Source organism: Nocardioides sp. dk884, assembly GCF_009557055.1.
Taxonomy (GTDB): domain Bacteria; phylum Actinomycetota; class Actinomycetes; order Propionibacteriales; family Nocardioidaceae; genus Nocardioides.
Map to the genome: position 1 here is coordinate 873,576 of NZ_CP045649.1, position 20,996 is coordinate 894,571.

Consider the following 20,996-nt stretch of genomic DNA (forward strand, 5'->3'; position numbering starts at 1 on the left):
CCGCTCAGCGCAACCGCTTGACCAGGCCCACCAGCTCGCCGCGGGTGCGCGTGGGCAGGCCGGGTGTGCTCAGCACCTCGTGCGTCAGCCGCGCGGCGGTGTCGTGGTCGCGCACGCTGAACCGCGGTTGCAGCCAGGCGCCCGGACGCGCCCTGCGGCGGTCGCTGGTGTACACCGTGCGGTAGCCGAGACGGCGCAGCGTGGTGAGCAGGTGGCGGTCGTAGCGGCCCAGCGGCAGCGCCGCCTCGTCGACCGGTCGACCGACCAGCTCGGCGATCTCCTCGCGGGCGCCCTCCAGCTCCGCGGCCGCCGCCGCGGGGTCCAGCCCGCGCCACGGCCGGTGTGCGCGCCCGTGGGTGCCGATCCCCATGCCCCCGTCACGCAGCTCGAGCACCTGCTCGCGGCTGAGGCTGCCGGGCTCGTCGAGGCGCCCGCTCAGCACGAAGAACGTCGCGCTCAGGCCGCGCTCGAGCAGGGCCGGCAGGGCGGTCACCGCATCGGAGGCGTTGCCGTCGTCGAAGCTGATCCGCACCCGTGGGTCGTCGGCGACGGCGTCCAGGATCGCGTGGAAGACGGTGGTGCGCACCCAGTAGCGCGCCTCGCCGATCTCGAGGTCGCGGGCCGGCGTACCGACTCCGTGGAAGCACAGGTTGATGCGCTGCTCGTCCACGGCTCAGCCCGCCCGCAGGGTGCGCGTCGACTCGTCGTGGCCCCAGGATGGTGCTGCCGCGTCGCGCTGGCGCCGGGCCTCGAGGGCGGCCTGAGCGGTGAGTGCGGCGTAGGCGAGCCCGGCGGGGGCCAGCCAGGGACGGGGGAGCACGACGTCGCGCAGCCAGGACCAGCGGTCGGCGCCACGGACCGTCCCCGCCGCGCCCGCGCCCCCACCCGCACGCAGCGCGGCGTTGCCGCGGCGTACCCGGGCCAGGCGCCGGCGCAGGTCGGCGGTGCGCCACGGGGTCTCGACGGTGGTGGTCACCTCGCGCACGAGCACGCGTTCCTCGGCGCCGAACAGCGAGTCCAGGAACAGGTCGTCGGCCACCACGTCGGGGAACGTCGAGAAGCGTGCTCGGCCGGTCTCGGAGACCGCGACCATGCCGCGCCCGAACAGACCCTCCTCGAACGCCGGCAGCCGACGGTGGATCGCGGTGTAGCCGCGCACCGGCCAGGGCCGACCGCGGGTCTCCAGGTGCCGGCCCGGTACGGCGACCAGCGGGGCGCCCGGCCCCTCCAGCGCAGCACACAGGGCGCGCACCGCGGTGACCGGCACGGCGATGTCGGCGTCGAGGTAGACCCGGGGGAACCCGGTCGCGAGTCGGTCCGCGACGTTGAGCGCATGGGTCTTGCTCGCGCGGGCGACCTCGACCACCGTGACCCCGGGCCGTTGCTCGGCGACCTGCACCGTGCGGTCCCGGCAGCCGTTGGCGGCCACCACCACCTCCAGCTCGTCCGGGGCCGCGCCGGCCAGCAGGGTGTCGAGGGTGTGGCCGATGACGGCCTCCTCGTCGTGGGCCGCGATGACGACGCTCACAGCACTCATGGGCCCCACCGTGGCGACCGGGCGTGGGCCTATCCGGGTGTCACGCGGTTGCCTCCCCACCATTGGGTACGCGTCGCGGCTTCGCCCGATCGCTCCCCGGGGGCCTCCCTACGTTGATCGCCATGCTGAAAGAGGGGCTGGAGGGGGCCCGCGACCGTGCCCGCAACGCCCGGGTGCGCGTCGAGCCCATCCTCGACACCGACCTGCTCGAGGTCGGTGCGTTCCTGCACGCCCACCTCAACCCGCGGCTCAGCCCCCGCCAGTGGGCCGCGGCCGCCACCCCGACCTGGCCGGGCGAGGCGCCGAACCACGGCTTCGTGCTGCGCGCGGGCGAGGGGGCCGACGCCGAGGTGGTCGGGGTCCAGCTGGCCTTCTACGCCGAGCGCCGGATCGCCGGCGTCCCGGTGCGCTTCTGCAACCTCGCCGCGTGGTGCGTGCGCGAGGAGCACCGCAGCCACGGCCTGCGGCTGCTGCGCGCGGTGCTCGCCCAGCGCGGCCACGTGTTCACCGACCTCTCCCCGAGCGGGAGCGTCGTCGCCCTCGACGAGCGGCTCGGCTTCGAGCACCTCGACACCACCACGGCGCTCGTGGCCAACCTCCCCGGCGCGGGACGCGGCCGCGTCGTCACCGACCTCGACGAGATCGAGGCCCGTCTCGACGGTGAGCAGCGCACGATCCTGCGCGACCACCGCGGCGCGGCCGCGGCCCGGCACGTGCTGCTTCGCGCCGGCGGCGAGCAGTGCTACGTGGTCTACCGCCGCGACCGGCGGCGCGGGCTGCGGCTGTTCGCCACGCTGCTGCACGTCGACGACCCGGCCGTGCTCGCCCGCCACCAGGGCGTGCTGCGCCGGCACCTGCTGAGCCGCGGCCTGCCCGTGACCCTGGCCGAGCTGCGCGTCGTCGGCTCCCGGCCGGCGGTCTCGGTGCCGCTGTCCCGGCCACGCCCGAAGATGTTCCGCGGCACCGGCGTCCCGGCGTCCGCGGTCGACAGCCTGTACAGCGAGCTCGCGCTCGTCGCCTGGTGACGACGCGCGGCCAAGGGGGACCCTCGATGCGAGTACACCTGCACGACCTGCTCGAGGAGCAGGCGGAGCACCGACCGACCGCGTCCGCGCTCACCGCCGGTGAGCAGACCCGGGACTACGCCGAGCTGGCCGCGGTGGTCCGCGAGGCCGCCGCGGGGATGCGCCGCCTCGGGATCGTCCCCGGCGACCGGGTCGCGGTCCTGCTCGACAAGCGGCTGGAGACCGTCGAGGCGATCTTCGCCGCGTCGTACGCCGGGGCGGTGTTCGTCCCGGTCAACCCGCTGCTCAAGCCCGAGCAGATCGCCCACGTGCTGGCCGACTGCGACGTCCGGCTGCTGGTCACCTCGACGTCGCGCTGGGGCGCGCTGGGCGACGCCGCGCACCGGCTGCCGGCGCTGGAGCGGGTGGTGCTCGTCGAGGGGGCCGCCGCCGGCACCGGCGACGCCGGGGTGCCGGTCTGCTCCTGGGACGCCCTGCTGGCCAGCGGCCGGGAGGCCGGGCCGGCGGCGGCACGCGCCCACGCGGGCGTCGACTCCGACCTCGCCGCGATCCTCTACACCTCCGGCAGCACCGGGCGTCCGAAGGGCGTGGTGCTGAGCCACCGCAACCTCGTGGTCGGCGCGGAGAGCGTGAGCGGCTACCTCGACAACCGTCCCGACGACGTCATCCTGGCCGCGCTGCCACTGAGCTTCGACGCCGGCCTGAGCCAAGTGACGACCGCGTTCGCGGTCGGTGCCCACGTGGTGCTGGTCAACTACCTGCTGCCGCGCGACGTGGTGCGGCTGTGCGCGCGCCACGGGGTGACCGGGCTGACCTGCGTGCCGCCGCTGTGGATCCAGCTGGCCGGCGTGGAGTGGCCCCCGGAGGCGACCGGGCTGCGCTACTTCGCCAACACCGGCGGGCGGATGCCGCGCGCGACGCTGACCCGGCTGCGCGAGCTGTTCCCGCAGGCGCGCCCGTTCCTCATGTACGGCCTCACCGAGGCGTTCCGCTCGACCTACCTCGACCCCGCCGAGGTGGACCGGCGCCCCGACTCGATCGGGCGGGCGGTGCCGGACGCCGAGGTCCTGGTGCTGCGCCCGGACGGGACGCCGGCGGCGCCGGGGGAGGAGGGCGAGCTGGTGCACCGCGGGCCGCTCGTCGCCCAGGGTTACTGGAACGACCCCGCGCGCACCGCCGAGCGGTTCCGCCCCGTGCCCGACCCGCACGCCGCCTGGCGCGCGCCGGAGAGGGCGGTGTGGTCGGGCGACGCGGTGGTCGCCGACGAGGAGGGCTACCTCTACTTCGTCGGCCGCTCCGACGACATGATCAAGACCTCCGGCTACCGGGTCAGCCCCAGCGAGGTCGAGGAGGTCGCCCACGACACCGGGCTGGTCGGCGAGGTGGCCGCGCTCGGGGTGGAGGACGACCGGCTCGGCCAACGGATCGTGCTGGTCCTCAGCCCGCCCGTGGGCACGCCCGACCCCACGGCGTACGACGCGGCGGCGCTGCTCGCCGAGCTGCGTCGCCGGCTCCCGCTCTTCATGGTGCCCGCGGAGGTGCGCGTCCTCGATGAGCTGCCGCGCTCGCCGAACGGCAAGTTCGACCGCGTGCTGCTGCGCAAGGAGGTCTCCTGATGGACGTCGAGCACCACCTCGACCGCTTCGGCACCGCCGACGGCCAGCTCTGCGTCGGTGGCGTGCCGCTGCGGCGCCTGACCGCCCGGGTCGGGAGCACCCCGTACTTCGCCTACGACCGCGACGCCATCACCGCCCGGGCGCAACGCCTGCGCGCGGCGCTGGGCCCGCAGGTCGAGCTCGGGTACGCCGTCAAGGCCAACCCGATGCCCGCGGTCGTGGGTCACCTCGCCGGGCTGATCGACTGGCTCGACGTGGCCTCGGCGGGGGAGATGCACGTGGCGCTGGACGCCGCCGGGTCGCCCGCGCGTACCAGCTTCGCCGGGCCGGGCAAGACCGACGCCGAGCTCGAGCAGGCGGTCGCCGCCGGCGTGCTCGTGGAGCTGGAGTCCGCCGGCGAGGCCGACCGGATCACGGGCGTCGGCGAGCGGCTCGGGATGCGCCCGCGGGTCGCGGTGCGGGTCAACCCGGACTTCGTGGTCAAGGGCTCCGGCATGCGGATGGGCGGCGGCCCGCAGCAGTTCGGCGTGGACGTCGAGCAGGTGCCCGCGCTGCTGGACCGGCTGGTCGAGCGCGACCTCGCCGTCGAGGGCTTCCACCTGTTCGCGGGCTCGCAGAACCTGCACGCCGAGATCATCGTCGAGGCCCAGCAGCGCACCGTCGAGCTGTTGCTCGCGCTGGCCGACAAGGCCCCAGGGCCGCTCAGCTACCTCAACCTCGGTGGCGGCTTCGGCATCCCCTACTTCGACAAGGACCAGCCACTCGACCTGGTGCGGGTGGGCGAGCAGCTGCGCGCGCTCGTGGCCGAGCGGCTGCACCCGGCACTGCCCGACGCCCACGTCGTGGTCGAGCTGGGCCGGTTCCTGGTGGGGGAGGCGGGGGTCTACGTCACCCGCGTCGTGGACCGCAAGGTCTCCCGCGGCACGACGTACCTCGTCGTCGACGGCGGGATGCACCACCAGCTCGCCGCCTCCGGCAACTTCGGCCAGGTGATCCGCCGCAACTACCCGCTCGTCGTCGGCGACCGCCTCGACGCGGAGCGCGACGAGCGCGCCGACGTCGTGGGCTGCCTGTGCACGCCGCTGGACGTGCTCGGCACCGGCATCTCGGTGCCGGACGCCCGGGTCGGCGACCTCGTCGTGCTGTTCCAGGCCGGCGCCTACGGGCGCAGCGCGAGCCCGCTGGGCTTCCTCGGCCACCCGGCGCCGCCGGAGATCCTCGTCTGACCCCTCGTCCCCTCGCCCCCAGGAGCAAACCCATGACCGAGACCACCCCCGCCCGCCCCACCGAGACCGAGACCTTCGCGCAGGTCCGCGCCGTGCTCGCCCGGACCCTCGGGATCGAGGACCGGGCGGAGACCCTGACGCCGGACACGGCGCTGCTCGGCGAGCTCCCCGAGCTCGACTCGCTCGCGGTCGTCGAGCTGGCGAGCGCCCTGGAGGAGCGCTTCGACATCGTCATCGACGACGACGACTTCACCGGTGAGGTGTTCGAGACCGTGGGTTCGCTCGCGGCATTCGTCGCCGGGCGCGGGTGAGCGGCATGGGCGCCGTCGCGGAGCCCGATCCGGGTCTGGTCGTGGTGTCCTGGGCGGGACGGGACGGGGACGGCCTGCTGGACTCCGTGCAGCGCGCCCTCGCGCACACCGACCCGGCCGCGGTGCCCGTGCGGCACGGCTCCTCGGCCGTCGTCGCCACCTGGGGGGTCGCCCCGCCCGGGATCTGCGCGGACCGTGCGCTCGCGCTCACCCTCGAGGTGCGTCACCACGACCGACCTGTCGGCGCCCAGGAGGTACGCCGCGCGCTGGTCGAGCGCGACACGGCGATGTTGGCCGGGATGCTGCCCCCCTTCGCAGCGGTCGCGCTCGGGGCGGACGCAGCGGTGCTCGCCTGCGTCGAAGCGCTCGGGCTGCGCCACCTCTACCTGCGCCGCGGACCGGACTGGGTCGCGATCTCGACGTCGGCGCGGCTGCTCGCCGCCCTCGACCCCGTCTGCGCGCTGGACCTGACCGCGGTGGCGGTGCAGAGCCAGCTGGGCTGGCAGCTGGGGCACCGGACGCTTGCCGCCGGCGTCGAGCAGGTGGCAGCGGGTTCGCTGCTGTGCCTGCAGGACGGTCGGGTCACCACCATGTCCTTCGCGGTGCCGGACCCTCTGGTCGTCGCCGAGCTGGAGGCGACGGTCCTCCGGACGCGGGACCTGCTGCGCGACTACCTGGACGCCTACCTGCGCGACCATCCCGACCCGGTGCTGCAGCTCAGCGGGGGACAGGACTCCCGGCTGCTGCTCTCCGCGATCGATCCCGCGCGTCGTCGGGGCCTGCGGGTGATGACCGTGGGAAGTCCTGAGGACGCCGACGTCGTGATCGCGAGCGACCTCGCCCGGCGCTACGGGATGCGCCACGAGGTGCTCGACCTGGCCGGCCTCGAGCACCTCGACCCGGAGGAGGCGTGGGAGCGCTGCGTGGTCGCGGCGCGCCGTCTCGAGCTCGGGGCCGATCCGGTGGCGCGGGCCGCGCTGGACACCGCGGAGGAGCGCTCCCAGCCAGGCCCCCGGCTCTCCGGGCTCGGTGGGGAGGTCGCTCGGGGGTTCTACTACCTGGGCTCGCGGGGGCAGCGGCAGGTGACCGAGCGCCGCTCTCGCCGGCTGGCCGCGTGGCGGTTGCTGACCAACGAGGCAGCGGCCGACGACGCCCTCGAGCCGGGCTTCGCGGCGTGGGCGCGCGACGTCGCACTGACCGAGGTGCACCGGGCGCTCGTCGCCTCCGGCGACCCGTGGTTCGCCGCCACCGACAGGTTCTACCTCGAGCACCGCGTCCAGCGCTGGGGGGGCGTGACCGAGACAGCCGTCTGCTCCCGCGTCGCGGTGGCGAACCCGATGCTCGACGAGCGGTTCCTCGCCGCCGTACACACGCTGGCTCCGGCGGACAAGCGGCGCTCCCGCTTCCTGGCCCGTCTCCAGGTCGCCCTGGACCCCGAGCTGGCCTCCATGCCGCTGGACGGACGGCCCGCGCCGGCCAGCTATGCCGAACCGGGGCCGTCGGCCGCGCTCCAACGGGCCCGCAGCCGCTCCGCGGCCGCACGCCGCAAGGCGCTCCAGCGGGTCCGGGGGGAGCGGCGCGCTCCCGTCGGCGGCCCGGTCCTGGCCCGGCAGGCGACCGCCCACCTGCGCGGGCGCCCAGAAGTCCTCGAGCCGCTGGTCGCGACCGGCGTGTTCCGCGAGCAGTGGCTCGACGAGGTGGTGTCCGGTGGCGTCGACCCGGATCCCGCCACCGCCGCGCTGCTGGTCAACCTGACGGTGGCCACCTCCCGACAGCCGCGAGTTCCGGCCTCGTCTCCCCAACCTGAGGGATGACGCGCCCGCTCCGTGGCACCTGGGGGGTTACGTTCGGGAAGAGGCGCTCTACGCGTCGGTCCGTGCGCCTGTGCGGTCCTCCGACACCCCCGACCGGACCGCGCCCCGCGTGGTCCCCTGGAGCGAGATGTTCTCGATATCCCACCACCGACGCCTGCCGCTGGCCATGGTCGTCGTCTGCACCGCCGTCGCCCTGAGCGGTGCCACGCCCCCCGCTACGGCGGGCGCAGCCACCGCCGCGCCGTCGGGCTACAGCGTGTGGCCCGACAGCCTGGTGCCCCAGACCCCGGTCGACGGCGACACCACCCGCACCACCCTCGGCCTGGAGTTCTCGGCGGCTGCCGCCGGGCGCGTCACGGCGATCGAGGTCTACCGCGGTCCCGGTGGCGCCGTGCCCCAGGACGCGACCCTGTGGTCCCCGGGAGGACGCGCGCTCGCCGTCGCCGACGTCGCCGACCCGCAGGGGACCGGCTGGCTGGTTGCCGAGCTCTCCGAGCCGGTCACGCTGACCCCCGGGCGGCGCTACGTCGCCTCCTACACAGCGCCGGAGGGCAGGTACGCCGGGGACAACGACGCCCTCAGCGCCCCTGTCGTCCACGACGCGCTCACCGCCTGGCGCGGCGTCTTCACCCGGGGCGAGGGCCGCCCCGACCAGACCTACCGGCAGTCGAACTACTACGTCGACGTCGTGTTCGAGCCCACCGACGAGCGCGTGCCCGCTCCCGGCGGCGAGCCCACGCCGTCACCGTCGCCAGGCGGCGACTTCCCGGACGCCGCCAGCACCGGCGTACCCGTCGGCACCGCGCTCACGCCGTACACCGGACCGTGCACGATCACCCAGGACGGCACCGTGATCGAGGCCAGGACCGTGGACTGCGACCTCCTCGTCCGCGCCTCCGGGGTGGTCATCCGCAACACGCTGATCAACGGCACCGTCACCAACGACGAGCTCGTCCCCGGCAACGACTTCACGATCACCGACAGCGAGGTGCGGGCCGGTGACTACACCGGCACCGGGATCGGGACCCGCGACTTCGTCGCCACCCGGGTGGAGGTCACCGGCGGCAACCGGTCGATCAACTGCTGGCTGGACTGCGAGGTTCGCTCCTCCTTCGTCCACGGCCAGATGAGCGACGAGACGGGGGTGAGCCATGAGTCCGGCATCCGCATGGGAGCGGGCAACACGATCGTGGGCAACACGATCACCTGCGACGCGCCGTACATCCCGCCGGACGCGGGCTGCTCCGCCGGGCTCACCGGGTACGGCGACTTCGCCGCCGTCCGCGACGTTCTGGTGCAGGGCAACCTGTTCCTCGCCTCCACCGGCGGCACCTGCGCGTACGGCGGGTCCTCCGCCGGCAAGCCGTTCTCACTCCTGGCCCGCGACATCCGGTTCATCGACAACGTCTTCCAGCGCGGGGAAACCGGCAACTGCGGTGTCTGGGCCCCGGTGATGGACTTCGACGCTGCCGCGCCGGGCAATGTCTGGAGCGGCAACACGTGGGAGGACGGGACCCCCGTGACCCCCTGATCGGGCCTCCTCGAAGTCAACTGACTTGGTGGACCATGCGGTCCCCGCAGCGTGCTCACCACTATTGGTGAAGTGGCACTTCTTCGTCGGAGGGCCGCTGGGCGCCTCGTGAGATTGGAGTCATGCCCGCCGTCGCGCATGTCCTCGTCATCGTGCAGAACCTGCCGGTTCCCTTGGACCGTCGGGTCTGGCTGGAGTGCCAGGCCCTGCGGTCCGCGGGGTACGACGTCAGCGTCATCTGTCCGAAGGGCCCGGGCGATCCACGCCTGGAGGTCATCGACGGCGTCCGCATCCACAAGTACCGGCCCGCGCCGCCGGCCGAGGGCGCGCTCGGCTACCTGCTGGAGTTCGTCTACTCCTGGGTCCGCACGGCGTGGCTGAGCCGCCGGGTGTGGCGCCGCAAGCCCTTCGACGTGGTCCAGGCCTGCAACCCGCCCGACACCTACTGGGCGCTCGCCCGGTACTGGAAGCGGCGCGGCGTCCGCTTCGTCTACGACCAGCACGACCTCAACCCCGAGCTCTTCTTGTCCCGCTTCGGCCGCCCCACCGGCCTCGCCGGGCGGGCACAGCTGGCCGGGCTGCGCTGGCTGGAGCGGATGACCTACCGCACGGCCGACCACGTCATCTCCACCAACCGCTCCTACCAGGACATCGCCTTCACCCGTGGCGGCCTGGCGCCCCACGAGGTCACCGTGGTGCGCAGCGGCCCGGACACCTCCGCGATGCGCCCGCTGCTCCCGACCTCCGACGTGCTGCCCGCGCGGCGGCACTCACTGGTCTACCTCGGGATCATGGGACCCCAGGACGGGGTGGGCCTCGTGCTCGACGTCGTCGACGAGCTGGTGCGGGTGCGGGGGCGCCGCGACGTCTGCGCGACGCTGCTGGGCTTCGGCGACTGCTACGACGACCTGCTGCGCCGCAGCCACGAGCTCGGCCTCGACGACGTGGTGACCTTCACCGGGCGGGCCGGTCCCGAGATGATCGCCGAGCACCTCAGCGCGGCGACGCTCGGCGTCTGCCCCGACCTGAAGACGCCGCTCAACGACATCTCCACGATGAACAAGACCATGGAGTACATGGCCTACGCGTTGCCGTCGGTCGCCTTCGACCTCGTCGAGACCCGGGTCTCGGGGGAGGACTCCTGCCTCTACGTCCCGTCCGGGGACGTGCAGGCGTTCGCCGACGCCGTGGAGCTGATCCTCGACGACCCCGTGCGCCGCGAGGCGATGTCGCTGCGGGCCCGCGAGCGGGTCCGCGACGTCCTCGACTGGCGCCCGCAGCGCGAGGCCTACCTCTCGGTCTTCGACCGCCTGGTCCACCTGGACCCGTCCCGGACGGCGCCGGCCGGGCCGGCGTACGTCCCGGACACCCCGGAGGCGCTGGGTCGGTTCGTGCGCGACCGCGGTCCGCGCCCGGCCGTGCGACACCAGCCCCTGGGCGCCTGAGGAGGCACTGGATGGACATCTCGGTGATCGGTTGCGGCTACCTCGGCGCGGTCCACGCGGCCGGCCTGGCGGCACTCGGCCACGACGTCGTCGGCATCGACGTCGACGCCGACAAGGTGGCCCGCCTGAGCGCCGGCGAGGCGCCGTTCTACGAGCCGGGCCTGCGCGAGCTGCTCGCTTCGGCGACCGGCTCGCTGCGCTTCACCACCGACATGACGGCCGCCGAGGGGTGCACGGTGCACTTCGTCTGCGTCGGCACGCCGCAGCGCCCCGGTGAGAACGCCGCGGACGTCAGCCACGTCGAGTCCTCGGTCGAGATGCTGGCGGCCCACCTGCGCTCCGGCGACGTGGTCGTCGGCAAGTCCACGGTGCCGGTCGGCACCGCGGAGTCCCTGCTCGTCGAGGTCCGCGCGGCCTGCCCGGGCGCGACGCTCGTGTGGAACCCCGAGTTCCTGCGCGAGGGCCATGCGGTCCGAGACACCCTGCACCCCGACCGGCTGGTGTTCGGGCTGGCCGAGGACGACGCCCCCGACCACGCCCGCTCGGTGCTGCGCGAGGTCTACGCGCGCCCGATCGCCGAGGGCGTCCCCGTCATCGAGACCGACCTGGCGACCGCGCAGCTGGTCAAGGCCGCGGCCAACTCCTTCCTGGCCACCAAGATCTCCTTCATCAACGCGATGGCCGAGGTCTGCGAGGCCTCCGGCGGCGACGTGGTGCGGCTCGCCGAGGCGATCGGCCACGACACCCGGATCGGGCCGCAGTTCCTGCGCGCGGGCCTCGGCTTCGGCGGCGGCTGCCTGCCCAAGGACATCCGGGCGTTCATGGCCCGCGCGGGCGAGCTCGGCGCCGACCAGGCGCTGGCGTTCCTGCGCGAGGTGGACGCGATCAACCTGCGCCGCCGGGTGCGGATGGTCGACCTGGCCCGGGCCGAGTGCCACGGCTCGATCGTGGGGCGCCGGATCGCGATCCTGGGCGCCGCGTTCAAGCCCGACAGCGACGACGTCCGCGACTCCCCGGCCCTCAGCGTCGCCGCGCAGATGTCGCTGCAGGGCGCCGAGGTGGTGGTCACCGACCCGCAGGCGATCGACAACGCGCGCCGCCGCTGGCCGGACCTGAAGTACGCCTTCACGCCCGAGGAGGCCGCGACCGGCGCCGACCTGGTGCTGCTGCTCACCGAGTGGCGTGAGTACGTCGACCTCGACCCCCACGAGCTCGGCGACCTCGTGCGTCGGCGGCGGGTGCTGGACGGGCGCAACGTCCTGGACCCCGATCGCTGGCGAGGCGCCGGCTGGACCTATCGAGCCCTGGGCCGCCCGCTGAGCGACGGAAGGCCCGTGTGATGGCCACCGCGACGGGTGCCTCCCGGCTGCGGGAGCTGATGGTCGACTCGCCCTCCTCGGTCGGGGCACGGCGCCGGGCCGGGCGCTGGGAGCTGTTCGCCCGGCTCTTCCCGTCCGTGGAGCAGATGCGGGTGCTGGACCTCGGCGGCACCACGGAGGCCTGGCGCCGCGCCCCCGTGCGGCCGGCCGACGTGGTCGTGCTGAACCTGCTCGAACCTGGGGAGAGCACCGAGCCGTGGCTGCACCCGGTGCTGGGCGATGCGTGCACGGCACGGCGCTCGCTGGAGGAGGCCGGGGCGCCCACGGCGTACGACCTGGTGTTCTCCAACTCGCTGATCGAGCACGTCGGCGGGCACGCCCAGCGGGCCGCGCTCGCTCGCGAGGTCCACGCCCTGGCGCCGCGGCACTGGGTGCAGACGCCGTACCGCTACTTCCCGCTCGAGCCGCACTGGCTCTGCCCTGGCCTGCAGTTCCTGCCCCTGGGCGCCCGAGCCCGCGTCGCGGCCGTGTGGCCGCTCGCCCACACCCGCCCCGGCTCCCGCGAGGACGCGTTCGCCGAGGTGCAGTGGACCGAGCTCATCGGCCTCGCCGAGCTGCGCGCCTACTTCCCGCGCTCGCAGATCCACCACGAGCGGATGGCCGGCCTCACCAAGTCCCTGACCGCCGTCGCCACCTGACCCCCACCTCCGCGAGTCGGCGCCAATGGCGCGCCGAGTCGGCGCGAACGGCGGCGCTCAGCGGACCACGGCGGGGGACCAGGCCTGCTCGATCAGCAGCCGGGGCACGGCCGTGGCCGTCGTGTCCAGCGCCCACACGTCGGTGACGCCCGGCTCGTCCGTGCGGGGCAGGCCGTAGACGATCGTGTCCTCGTCGAGCCACGCCGCCTGGTCGTCGACGCCGGAGCTCTCGCCGCGCAGCACCGTCTCCTCGCCGGTGGCCAGGTCGAGGACCGCGAAGGACCAGTGCGTCCCGGCCTCCGGGCCATCGACCTTGTAGGCCAGTCGGCCGCCGTCGGGTGAGAGCGCGGGGCACTCGGCGTTCTCGCGCAGCCCGGTGAGGGTGCGCGCCTGCAGGTCGCCACGCACCAGGTAGGTGCGTCCGCCCGTCGCGGCCGTCGCATAGAAGGTGCGCTCGTCGAGGAAGGTCACCCCCCACAGGTTGCGGTCGGCGGGGCGCACCTCCTCGCCGTCGAGCACGAGGGTGAAGCGCTCCAGGTTGCCGTGTCCTTCTCCGCCGACGTCGCGGATCTCGGTGGCGGTGGAGAACCCGGTCTGCAGGTAGGAGTGACCGCTGACGAACGTCGTGGTGGCCACCAGCCCGGCGCCGGGGGAGAGCCGGGTGCGGCTCGGGATCCCCGGCAGCGAGATCCGGTGCTGCTCGCGCAGGTCGGCGTCGAGCTCGCGCAGCTCATAGCGCGTCACCACGCCCCGCACGGTGCGCAGGCACGCGACCACCTCGCCCACCGCGTCCACCCGGTCACAGGCGACGTCGCTGATCACCCGCTCGCCCCCCGGGTCCGCGAGCGGTACGCCGGCGACCAGCCCGAAGCTGCGGTCGGTCCCGGTGTGGCGGAACAGGATCCGCGGCCCCTCCGGCATTCCCCCCGCCGCCGCGACCGGTACGCCGGGGGCCGCGTCGTGCCGCTGGCGGTAGCGCTCGGCGTCGCGCAGGGCGAACACCGCGACCGCGGCAATGACGAGCACCAGCAGCCCGGCGAACACCCCCACCCGCAGCCGGCGGCTCACCGCGCCGCCTCGGTGCGGTCCAGCGGCGCGAGCACTACCAGCGCCGGGACCACCACCACCGAGAGCGCGCCGGCGACCACCAGCAGCGCGGTGCCCGGGCCGACCCAGAACCACAGCAACCCGAACCCCGCCGAGGAGGCCATCCGGGCCAGCGCGACGACGGTCTGCGCCGAGGCGATCCCGCTGGCGCGCAGCGCGGGCTCGACCACGCGCCCGGCGATCGCCGCGAGCACCCCGTCGGTGGCGGCGTAGAAGAGCCCGAGCAGCGCGAGCGCGACCAGGGTGCCGACCGCGGGTGCGAGCGGGGCCGCCGCCGCGACGTACGCCGCCAGCAGCGCGAGGTGGCCGAGCACCATCGTGCGGGCCCGGCCGCAGCCGTCCGCCACCCGGCCCAGCGGCAGCGCGAGCAGCAGGTAGGCGAGGCTGGTGCCGACGTAGAGCAGCGGGAACCAGTGCGCGGCGAAGCCGCCGCGCTCCAGCAGCGCGAGGTAGACGAAGCCGTCGCCGACGCTCAGCAGCCCCAGCATGCCCGCGACCACCAGCAGCCGCACCATCCCGGGTGCGGCCAGGTCGCGCCAGCGCGGGCGGGGACCGACCGGCGCCACGGCCCCGGGGGTCGTGGCGGACGCCGGACGGTCCTCCACGAACAGCCCGAGCAGCACCACCCCGAGGAGGGCGAAGCCCAGCGAGACCACCATCACCGTGAGGTAGCCGTCGGGGATCCACCACAGGATCGCGAAGGCCAGCAGCGGCCCGATCACCGCTCCCACGGTGTCGAGGCAGCGGTGCACCCCGAACGCGTACGCCGTGTGCTGCGGCGCGGTCGCGGCCGAGATGATCGCGTCGCGCGGCGCGCTGCGGATCCCCTTGCCGACCCGGTCCGCGGCGACCACGGCCGCGATCGCCCCGACGCCGGTGCTGAGCAGGAAGCCGACCCGCGCCACGCAGCTCAGCGCGTAGCCGGCCAGCGCGACCCACTTGGGGTGTCCGCTGCGATCGGCGCCCCAGCCGCCCGCGATCCGCACCAGGGCGCTGACCCCCTGGTAGAGCGCGTCGATGAGCCCGTAGGCGAGCGTCGAGACGCCCAGGCCGACCGTCAGGTAGAGCGGCAGGATCGCCGCCACCGACTCCGAGGAGATGTCGGTGAGCAGGCTGACGAAGCCGAGGGTGAGGACCACCGGCGCGACCCGGCGACCCGGAGCGCCGGCCGGGGCGGCGCCGGTCGCGGGCGCTGCCGGCACCTGGCGCAGCGAGACATACACGTCATGCCCGGCGGGCGCGCAGGATGGCGAAGACGGCGTAGGAGCCGTCCTCCGGGACGGCGGTGATCACCACCGAGCTGGCGCGCCAGGCGAAGAACGCCGCCTCCGTGCCGCTCGCGGCGCGCCCCGACACCTCTCGGAAGCCGAGGCCGGCGAGGTGCACGCGGTAGAAGGCGAGCACCCGGTCCGCGTCGCTTCCCTCGGCGCTGAAGGTGACCTGGAGGCGCCCCGGGGAGGGGGAGACGCTCGAGGTCCGCACCCGGGTGCCGGGCACCGGAGGGAGCACGCGCCGGGGATGGCCGGCCACCAGCGCGCCGTCGGCGGACTCGGGTGCCGCGACTCCGCGCACCACCGGATCGCGGCGCCGCCCGGGGCCGCTGCCACGCGGCTCTCCGGACCCCGGCCCCGCACCGAGGTCGGGCCCGGGCGCGGCCTCGATGCCGCCGGGGCCCGGGTCGGATCCGTCGCTGGGGGGCGCGCCGGGCGGCTGCCCGGACCCGCCCGCGGCCCCGCCCCCGGTCGGATCGCCGTCTGGTCCGCCGCCGGGGACGCCGGCATCGGCACCCCGCGAGGCGCCGGCCGACAGCGAGGCGGCGACCGGTCCGGGCAGGGGCTGGCCGGTGTCCTCGCGCAGCGTCGCGATCACGATCGCACCCAGGCAGAGCACGCCGAGGACGTAGACGACGAGGAAGCGGCGGCCGAACTGCAGCTTCATCGTCCCTCCCGGGCGGCGTCGCCCCTCGACGCCGGACCCTGCGAATCTAGGAACGGGGCCCGTGGGGTCGGAGGGCAACCGTGGCCACATACCCAATGCAGGGGAGGCGACGGCGCTCGGTCGCCGAGCGCGACCGGGTCCGGGCAGGGGGGGGGCGACCCATCAGTCGCCGGGCTGGCCGCCGGGGGGTCGGACCTACGCACACACCGGCGAGGGGGCGGACTCCCGCAGCGGGGGCGGCTGGGAGTCCTTCTCACCGATTCGACGACTGATGGGTCGAGGGGTCGCAACCCCAGGCACCACCCTGCGCGACGGCGAGGACCGTGGCATCACCAAATTGCGGCAGCCGCGGGACCAGTCGTGTCGGAGCGCTTCCGTAGACTCTCGGGGTCCCTCCGTGTCGGTCCCGACCGGAGGCGCTCGTGCTGCCGTCCGGCCCGGGCGACCACTCCGATACTCCTGAGGAGCCACGTGAGTCTCAACGGCCTCGCCGATGCCGTTCTCGCCGACCCGACCCTCGCCGGTGCCCTGGCCGACGCCGGGCCCGGACGGGTCAAGACCCTGGACCTCACCGCCCCCGAGTCGCTGCGTCCGTTCGTGGTCACCGGTCTGGTCCGCGAGGGCCGCACCGTGCTCGCGGTGACCGCGACCTCGCGCGAGGCCGAGGACCTGGTCGACGCCCTCGGCTGCTTCCTGGACCCCGCCTCGGTGGCCTACTACCCGAGCTGGGAGACCCTCCCGCACGAGCGGCTGAGCCCGCGCAGCGACACCGTCGGACGCCGGCTCGCGGTCCTGCGTCGCCTGTGCCACCCCGGCGACGACGTCAGCAACGGACCGCTGAAGGTCGTGGTCGCGCCGGTGCGCTCGGTGCTCCAGCCGCAGGTCAAGGGTCTCGGCGACCTCGCCCCGGTGGAGATCGTGTCCGGCGCCACCGCCTCCCTCGACGAGGTCGTACGCCGCCTGGCCGACGCGGCCTACTCGCGCGTCGACCTGGTCGAGAAGCGCGGCGAGTTCGCGGTGCGCGGCGGCATCGTCGACGTCTTCCCGCCCACCGAGGAGCACCCGCTCCGGGTGGAGTTCTGGGGCGACGAGGTCGAGGAGATCCGCGCGTTCTCGGTGGCCGACCAGCGCACCCTGGAGAAGGTCGAGCGGCTCTGGGCGCCGCCGTGCCGCGAGCTGCTGCTGACCGAGGAGGTCCGCGCCCGCGCCGCCGAGCTGGGCCGCAACCACCCCCAGCTGCTCGAGCTCACCGACAAGATCGCCGCCGGCATCGCCGTCGACGGCATGGAGTCGCTGGCGCCGGTCCTGGTCGACGACATGGAGCTGCTGGTCGACCTGATGCCCGAGCGCACCCACGTGCTGGTGCTCGACCCCGAGCGGGTCCGCACCCGCGCCCAGGACCTGGTCGCGACCAGCGAGGAGTTCCTCGGCGCCAGCTGGGCCGCGGCCGCGAGCGGCGGGACGGCACCGATCGACCTCGGCGCCGCGTCGTACCGCTCGGTCGGCGACGTGCGCGACCACGCCCTGGAGCGAGGCCTGCCCTGGTGGGCGCTGAGCCCGTTCGGCCTCGACGACCAGCAGGCCGCGCCGGTCGGCTCCTCCGCCGACGACGCCGGCGTGCCGAGCCGCGGGCTGCCGATGCGCCCGGTCGACGCCTACCGCGGCGACACCGAGCGCGCCACCCGCGACCTGCAGCGCTGGACCGACGACGGCTACCGCGCGGTGCTCGTCTACGCCGGCCCGGGCCTGGCCGAGCGCGCCGTGGAGGTGCTCACCGAGCGCGACGTGTCCGCGCGCTACCTCGAGGGCATCGAGACCGGCGAGGAGCTGCTGCCGACCACCGTGGCGGTCACCGTCGGCGGGCTCGCCCACGGGTTCGTCGACGACACCAACCGCCTGGTGCTGCTCACCGGCGACGACGTGTCGGGGCAGAAGAGCTCCACACGCGACATGCGCAAGATGCCGGTGCGCCGGCGCAAGCAGATCGACCCGCTCGAGCTCAAGACCGGCGACTACGTCGTCCACGAGCAGCACGGCGTGGGCCGCTTCGTGGAGATGAAGCAGCGCGAGGCCGGCGGCGCGGTGCGCGAGTACCTCGTCCTCGAGTACGGCGCCTCCAAGCGCGGCGCCCCGCCGGACCGGCTCTACGTGCCGGCCGACGCCCTCGACCAGGTGACCCGCTACGTCGGCGGCGAGCAGCCCAGCCTGGACCGCCTCGGCGGCGCGGACTGGAGCAAGCGCAAGAACCGCGCCCGCAAGGCGGTGCGGGAGATCGCCGCCGAGCTGATCAAGCTGTACGCCGCGCGCCAGGCCACCAAGGGCTACGCCTTCGGCCCGGACACGCCCTGGCAGCGCGAGCTGGAGGACGCCTTCCCCTTCACCGAGACCCCCGACCAGCTCAGCACGGTCGAGGAGGTCAAGGCCGACATGCGCCAGACGGTCCCGATGGACCGGCTGATCTGCGGCGACGTCGGCTACGGCAAGACCGAGATCGCGGTGCGCGCGGCGTTCAAGGCGGTGCAGGACGGCAAGCAGGTGGCGGTCCTGGTGCCGACGACGCTGCTGGTCACCCAGCACCTCTCGACGTTCGCCGAGCGGATGAGCAACTTCCCGGTCAACCTCAGGGCGCTCTCGCGGTTCCAGAGCGACAAGGAGGCCAAGGAGGTGATGGCCGGTCTGGCCGACGGCACCGTGGACATCGTGGTCGGCACCCACCGGCTGCTCAACCCCGACATCCGCTTCAAGGACCTCGGCCTGATCATCGTCGATGAGGAGCAGCGCTTCGGCGTCGAGCACAAGGAGCAGATGAAGCGGCTGCGGACCTCCGTCGACGTGCTCTCGATGTCCGCGACGCCGATCCCGCGCACCCTGGAGATGGCGATCACCGGCATCCGCGAGATGTCCACGATCGCCACCCCGCCGGAGGAGCGGCACCCGGTGCTGACCTACGTCGGCCCGTACGAGGACCGCCAGGTCGTCGCTGCGCTGCGCCGCGAGCTGCTGCGCGACGGCCAGGTGTTCTACATCCACAACCGGGTGAACTCCATCGAGAAGGCGGCCGCGCGGCTGCGCGAGCTGGTCCCCGAGGCGCGGGTCGCGACCGCGCACGGTCAGATGGGGGAGAAGCAGCTCGAGCAGGTCATGCTCGACTTCTGGGAGAAGCGCTTCGACGTCCTGGTCTGCACGACGCTGGTCGAGTCGGGCCTCGACGTCTCCAACGCCAACACGATGATCATCGAGCGTGCCGACACCCTCGGCCTGTCCCAGCTGCACCAGCTGCGCGGCCGCGTCGGTCGCTCGCGCGAGCGGGCGTACGCCTACTTCCTCTACCCGGGGGAGAAGCCGCTGACCGAGACCGCCCACGAGCGGCTCGCGACCCTGGCCCAGCACTCCGACCTGGGCGGCGGCATGGCGATCGCGATGAAGGACCTGGAGATCCGCGGCGCCGGCAACCTGCTGGGCGGCGCGCAGTCGGGCCACATCGAGGACGTCGGGTTCGACCTCTACGTCCGCCTGGTCGGCGAGGCGGTCAACGAGTTCAAGGGCGACACCGAGCCCGAGCTCAACGAGGTGCGCATCGAGCTGCCGGTCGACGCCCACCTGCCCCACGACTACATCCCCAGCGAGCGGCTGCGCCTGGAGATGTACAAGCGGCTCGCCGAGGTGCGCACCGACGAGGACGTCGACGCGATCAACGAGGAGCTCATCGACCGCTACGGCGAGCCGCCGATCGTCGTGGTCTCGCTGCTGCTGGTGGCGCGCTTCCGGGCCCGGGCGCGGCAGGCGGGGGTCGGGGAGGTGACGATCGCGGGCAAGAACGTCCGCTTCGCGCCGGTCTCGCTGCCCGAGTCGCGGGTGGTGCGGCTGAACCGGATGTACCCGCGCTCGATCGTCAAGCCCCAGGTCGACACGATCCTGGTGCCGCGACCGCAGACGGCGCCGGTCGGGGGCAAGCCCATCGACGGGATCGCCCTGCTTGAATGGGCCCGCCATGTGATCGACGCCATCATCGACCCCGACCACGCGGTCGCCAAGACCGACCCGAAGTCGAAGCCCTAGGAGCTCCCGTGCGCCGTCCGCTCGTGTCCCTCGCCACCGCCGTCGTCCCGCTCGTGCTGCTCAGCGGATGCGGGAGCGTCGGCACCGAGCTGCGGCCCGGCACCGCGGCGGTGGTCGACGAGGAGGTGGTGTCGATGTCGGAGGTCGACGACGTCACCGACAGCCTGTGCACGGTGCTCGTCAGCCAGGCGGCCGAGGCCGCCCAGCCGGGCGCGCCCGCCGCGTCGTACCCGCTCGGCGTGGTCCGCTCGGCCGCCCAGCGCGGCCTCGCGCTCAACATCGCGGCCGACCGGATCGCCGAGGAGCAGGGCATCGACGTGAGCGAGGACCTGGAGGCCGGGATCGCGACGGTCCGCAACGCCTACCAGGGCGCCGACCCCGCGCTGGTCGAGGAGGCGATGCCCGGGTTCACCGGCGACGGCCACCTCGAGCTGGTGCTCACCGCGTGGGGCCGCGAGGACCTCGGTCCGCAGGCCGCCGAGGAGGAGGCGCGGGCCCGCGGCTACGAGCTCGGCGCCGAGTGGGCCGAGGAGCACGGGCTGGAGTCCAACCCGCTCTTCGACAGCCTGGCGATCGGCGAGGGCGGCGTCGCGGCGGCCCGCGAGGACCTGTCGGTCCCCGTCTCCGAGTGGGCCCGGATGGCCGCGACGCCGGCGTCCCAGGCCGAGGTCGACGAGGTCACCCGCGACCTGCCCGCCAACCAGCGCTGCGACGGCTAGCGAGGCGCCGATGCCCCCGGAGACCCGACCGCAGGCGCCCGCGCTGGTGGAGCTGCTCGACGTGATGCGCCGGCTGCGGGCCGAGTGCCCGTGGAAGGCCGAGCAGACCCACCGCTCGCTCGCGCGCTACCTGCTCGAGGAGACCCACGAGACCCTCGAGGCGATCGACACCGGCGACGCCGCGCACCTGCGTGAGGAGCTCGGCGACCTGCTGCTGCAGGTGTACTTCCACGCGGTCATCGCCGAGCAGTCCGGCGCGTTCGACCTCGACGACGTCGCCCGCGGCATCACCGACAAGATGGTGCGCCGCAACCCGCACGTCTTCGCGCCCGCCGAGCCCGGCTCCGAGCGGGAGCGCCCCGGCGACGCCGCCGCCGTCAACGAGGCGTGGGAGGAGATCAAGGCCGAGGAGAAGAGCGCACGCACCTCGGTCCTCGACGGCATCGCGCCCACCCTCCCCGCCCTGCTGTACGCCGACAAGGCCCTCGACCGGCTCGCCCGCGCCGGCCAGGCAGTCACCCCCGACCCCGCCTCGCCCGACCTCGGCGAACGCCTTCTCGCCCTCGTCGCCGAGGCGCGCGCCGCCGGCATCGACCCCGAGCAGGCCCTGCGCGACACCGTCCGCGAGCACACCCGCGGCCACTGAGCGCG

Annotated in this window: 17 protein-coding genes; 12 read left to right on the forward strand and 5 right to left on the reverse strand. The window is 74.3% G+C overall.

Features of this window, described 5'->3' with window-relative positions:
• Positions 1–4 precede the first annotated feature (4 nt).
• Both GFH29_RS04250 and GFH29_RS04255 read right to left on the reverse strand, forming a co-directional pair.
• Positions 5–670, reverse strand: a complete 666-nt coding sequence (locus GFH29_RS04250; protein WP_228387758.1) for a polysaccharide deacetylase family protein — start codon at positions 668–670, stop codon at positions 5–7.
• A gap of 3 nt (positions 671–673) precedes the next feature.
• Complete coding sequence (locus GFH29_RS04255; RefSeq protein ID WP_153322191.1) at positions 674–1,537, reverse strand: glycosyltransferase; 864 nt, start codon at positions 1,535–1,537, stop codon at positions 674–676.
• 122 nt (positions 1,538–1,659) lie between these two features.
• On the opposite strand from GFH29_RS04255, the gene GFH29_RS04260 reads away from it, so the two are divergent.
• From GFH29_RS04260 to GFH29_RS04300, 9 genes are all read left to right on the forward strand, one after another.
• A complete protein-coding gene (locus tag GFH29_RS04260) occupies positions 1,660–2,562 on the forward strand; it encodes a GNAT family N-acetyltransferase (RefSeq protein WP_228387759.1) in 903 nt (300 codons plus the stop codon).
• 26 nt (positions 2,563–2,588) lie between these two features.
• Positions 2,589–4,178, forward strand: coding sequence for an acyl-CoA ligase (AMP-forming), exosortase A system-associated (locus GFH29_RS04265; RefSeq protein ID WP_153322192.1), 1,590 nt, complete (start codon positions 2,589–2,591; stop codon positions 4,176–4,178).
• Positions 4,178–5,404 (forward strand): pyridoxal-dependent decarboxylase, exosortase A system-associated, encoded by a 1,227-nt coding sequence (locus tag GFH29_RS04270; protein WP_153322193.1) that lies wholly within the window; start codon positions 4,178–4,180, stop codon positions 5,402–5,404. Before GFH29_RS04265 ends, GFH29_RS04270 begins: the two co-directional genes overlap by 1 nt.
• Before the next feature lie 32 nt (positions 5,405–5,436).
• Positions 5,437–5,715, forward strand: a complete 279-nt coding sequence (locus tag GFH29_RS04275) for an acyl carrier protein (RefSeq protein WP_153322194.1) — start codon at positions 5,437–5,439, stop codon at positions 5,713–5,715.
• Between the two features lie 5 nt (positions 5,716–5,720).
• Entirely contained in the window at positions 5,721–7,529 is a 1,809-nt protein-coding gene (locus GFH29_RS04280) for an asparagine synthase-related protein (RefSeq protein WP_153322195.1), read from the forward strand.
• Between the two features lie 127 nt (positions 7,530–7,656).
• Complete coding sequence (locus GFH29_RS04285; protein WP_153322196.1) at positions 7,657–9,060, forward strand: DUF4082 domain-containing protein; 1,404 nt, start codon at positions 7,657–7,659, stop codon at positions 9,058–9,060.
• Between the two features lie 122 nt (positions 9,061–9,182).
• Positions 9,183–10,505 (forward strand): glycosyltransferase family 4 protein, encoded by a 1,323-nt coding sequence (locus GFH29_RS04290; RefSeq protein ID WP_153322197.1) that lies wholly within the window; start codon positions 9,183–9,185, stop codon positions 10,503–10,505.
• Between the two features lie 11 nt (positions 10,506–10,516).
• A complete protein-coding gene (locus tag GFH29_RS04295) occupies positions 10,517–11,845 on the forward strand; it encodes a UDP-glucose dehydrogenase family protein (protein WP_153322198.1) in 1,329 nt (442 codons plus the stop codon).
• Positions 11,845–12,522: a methyltransferase type 11 gene (locus GFH29_RS04300; protein ID WP_153322199.1), complete on the forward strand. Its 678-nt coding sequence runs from the start codon at positions 11,845–11,847 to the stop codon at positions 12,520–12,522. Before GFH29_RS04295 ends, GFH29_RS04300 begins: the two co-directional genes overlap by 1 nt.
• A gap of 57 nt (positions 12,523–12,579) precedes the next feature.
• Here GFH29_RS04300 and GFH29_RS04305 read toward each other — a convergent pair whose 3' ends face one another.
• Genes GFH29_RS04305 through GFH29_RS04315 form a run of 3 tightly spaced genes read right to left on the reverse strand, consistent with a single transcriptional unit; the run spans position 12,580 to position 15,567 of the window.
• Positions 12,580–13,590, reverse strand: coding sequence for a hypothetical protein (locus GFH29_RS04305; protein WP_153322200.1), 1,011 nt, complete (start codon positions 13,588–13,590; stop codon positions 12,580–12,582).
• On the reverse strand, positions 13,587–14,852 hold the full coding sequence (locus tag GFH29_RS04310; protein ID WP_153322201.1) for an MFS transporter: 1,266 nt from the start codon (positions 14,850–14,852) through the stop codon (positions 13,587–13,589). Before GFH29_RS04310 ends, GFH29_RS04305 begins: the two co-directional genes overlap by 4 nt.
• 1 nt (position 14,853) lies before the next feature.
• Positions 14,854–15,567: a hypothetical protein gene (locus GFH29_RS04315; RefSeq protein ID WP_153322202.1), complete on the reverse strand. Its 714-nt coding sequence runs from the start codon at positions 15,565–15,567 to the stop codon at positions 14,854–14,856.
• Positions 15,568–16,038: 471 nt separating this feature from the next.
• Here GFH29_RS04315 and mfd point away from each other — a divergent pair, with 471 nt between their 5' ends.
• Genes mfd through GFH29_RS04330 form a run of 3 tightly spaced genes read left to right on the forward strand, consistent with a single transcriptional unit; the run spans position 16,039 to position 20,991 of the window.
• Positions 16,039–19,626 carry a transcription-repair coupling factor gene (gene mfd / locus GFH29_RS04320; RefSeq protein WP_153322203.1) on the forward strand — a complete coding sequence of 1,196 codons (3,588 nt, stop codon included), beginning with the start codon at positions 16,039–16,041 and terminating at the stop codon, positions 19,624–19,626.
• 8 nt (positions 19,627–19,634) lie between these two features.
• Positions 19,635–20,345 (forward strand): hypothetical protein, encoded by a 711-nt coding sequence (locus tag GFH29_RS04325; protein ID WP_153322204.1) that lies wholly within the window; start codon positions 19,635–19,637, stop codon positions 20,343–20,345.
• Positions 20,346–20,355: 10 nt separating this feature from the next.
• Entirely contained in the window at positions 20,356–20,991 is a 636-nt protein-coding gene (locus GFH29_RS04330) for a MazG family protein (RefSeq protein WP_153322205.1), read from the forward strand.
• Positions 20,992–20,996 lie beyond the last annotated feature (5 nt).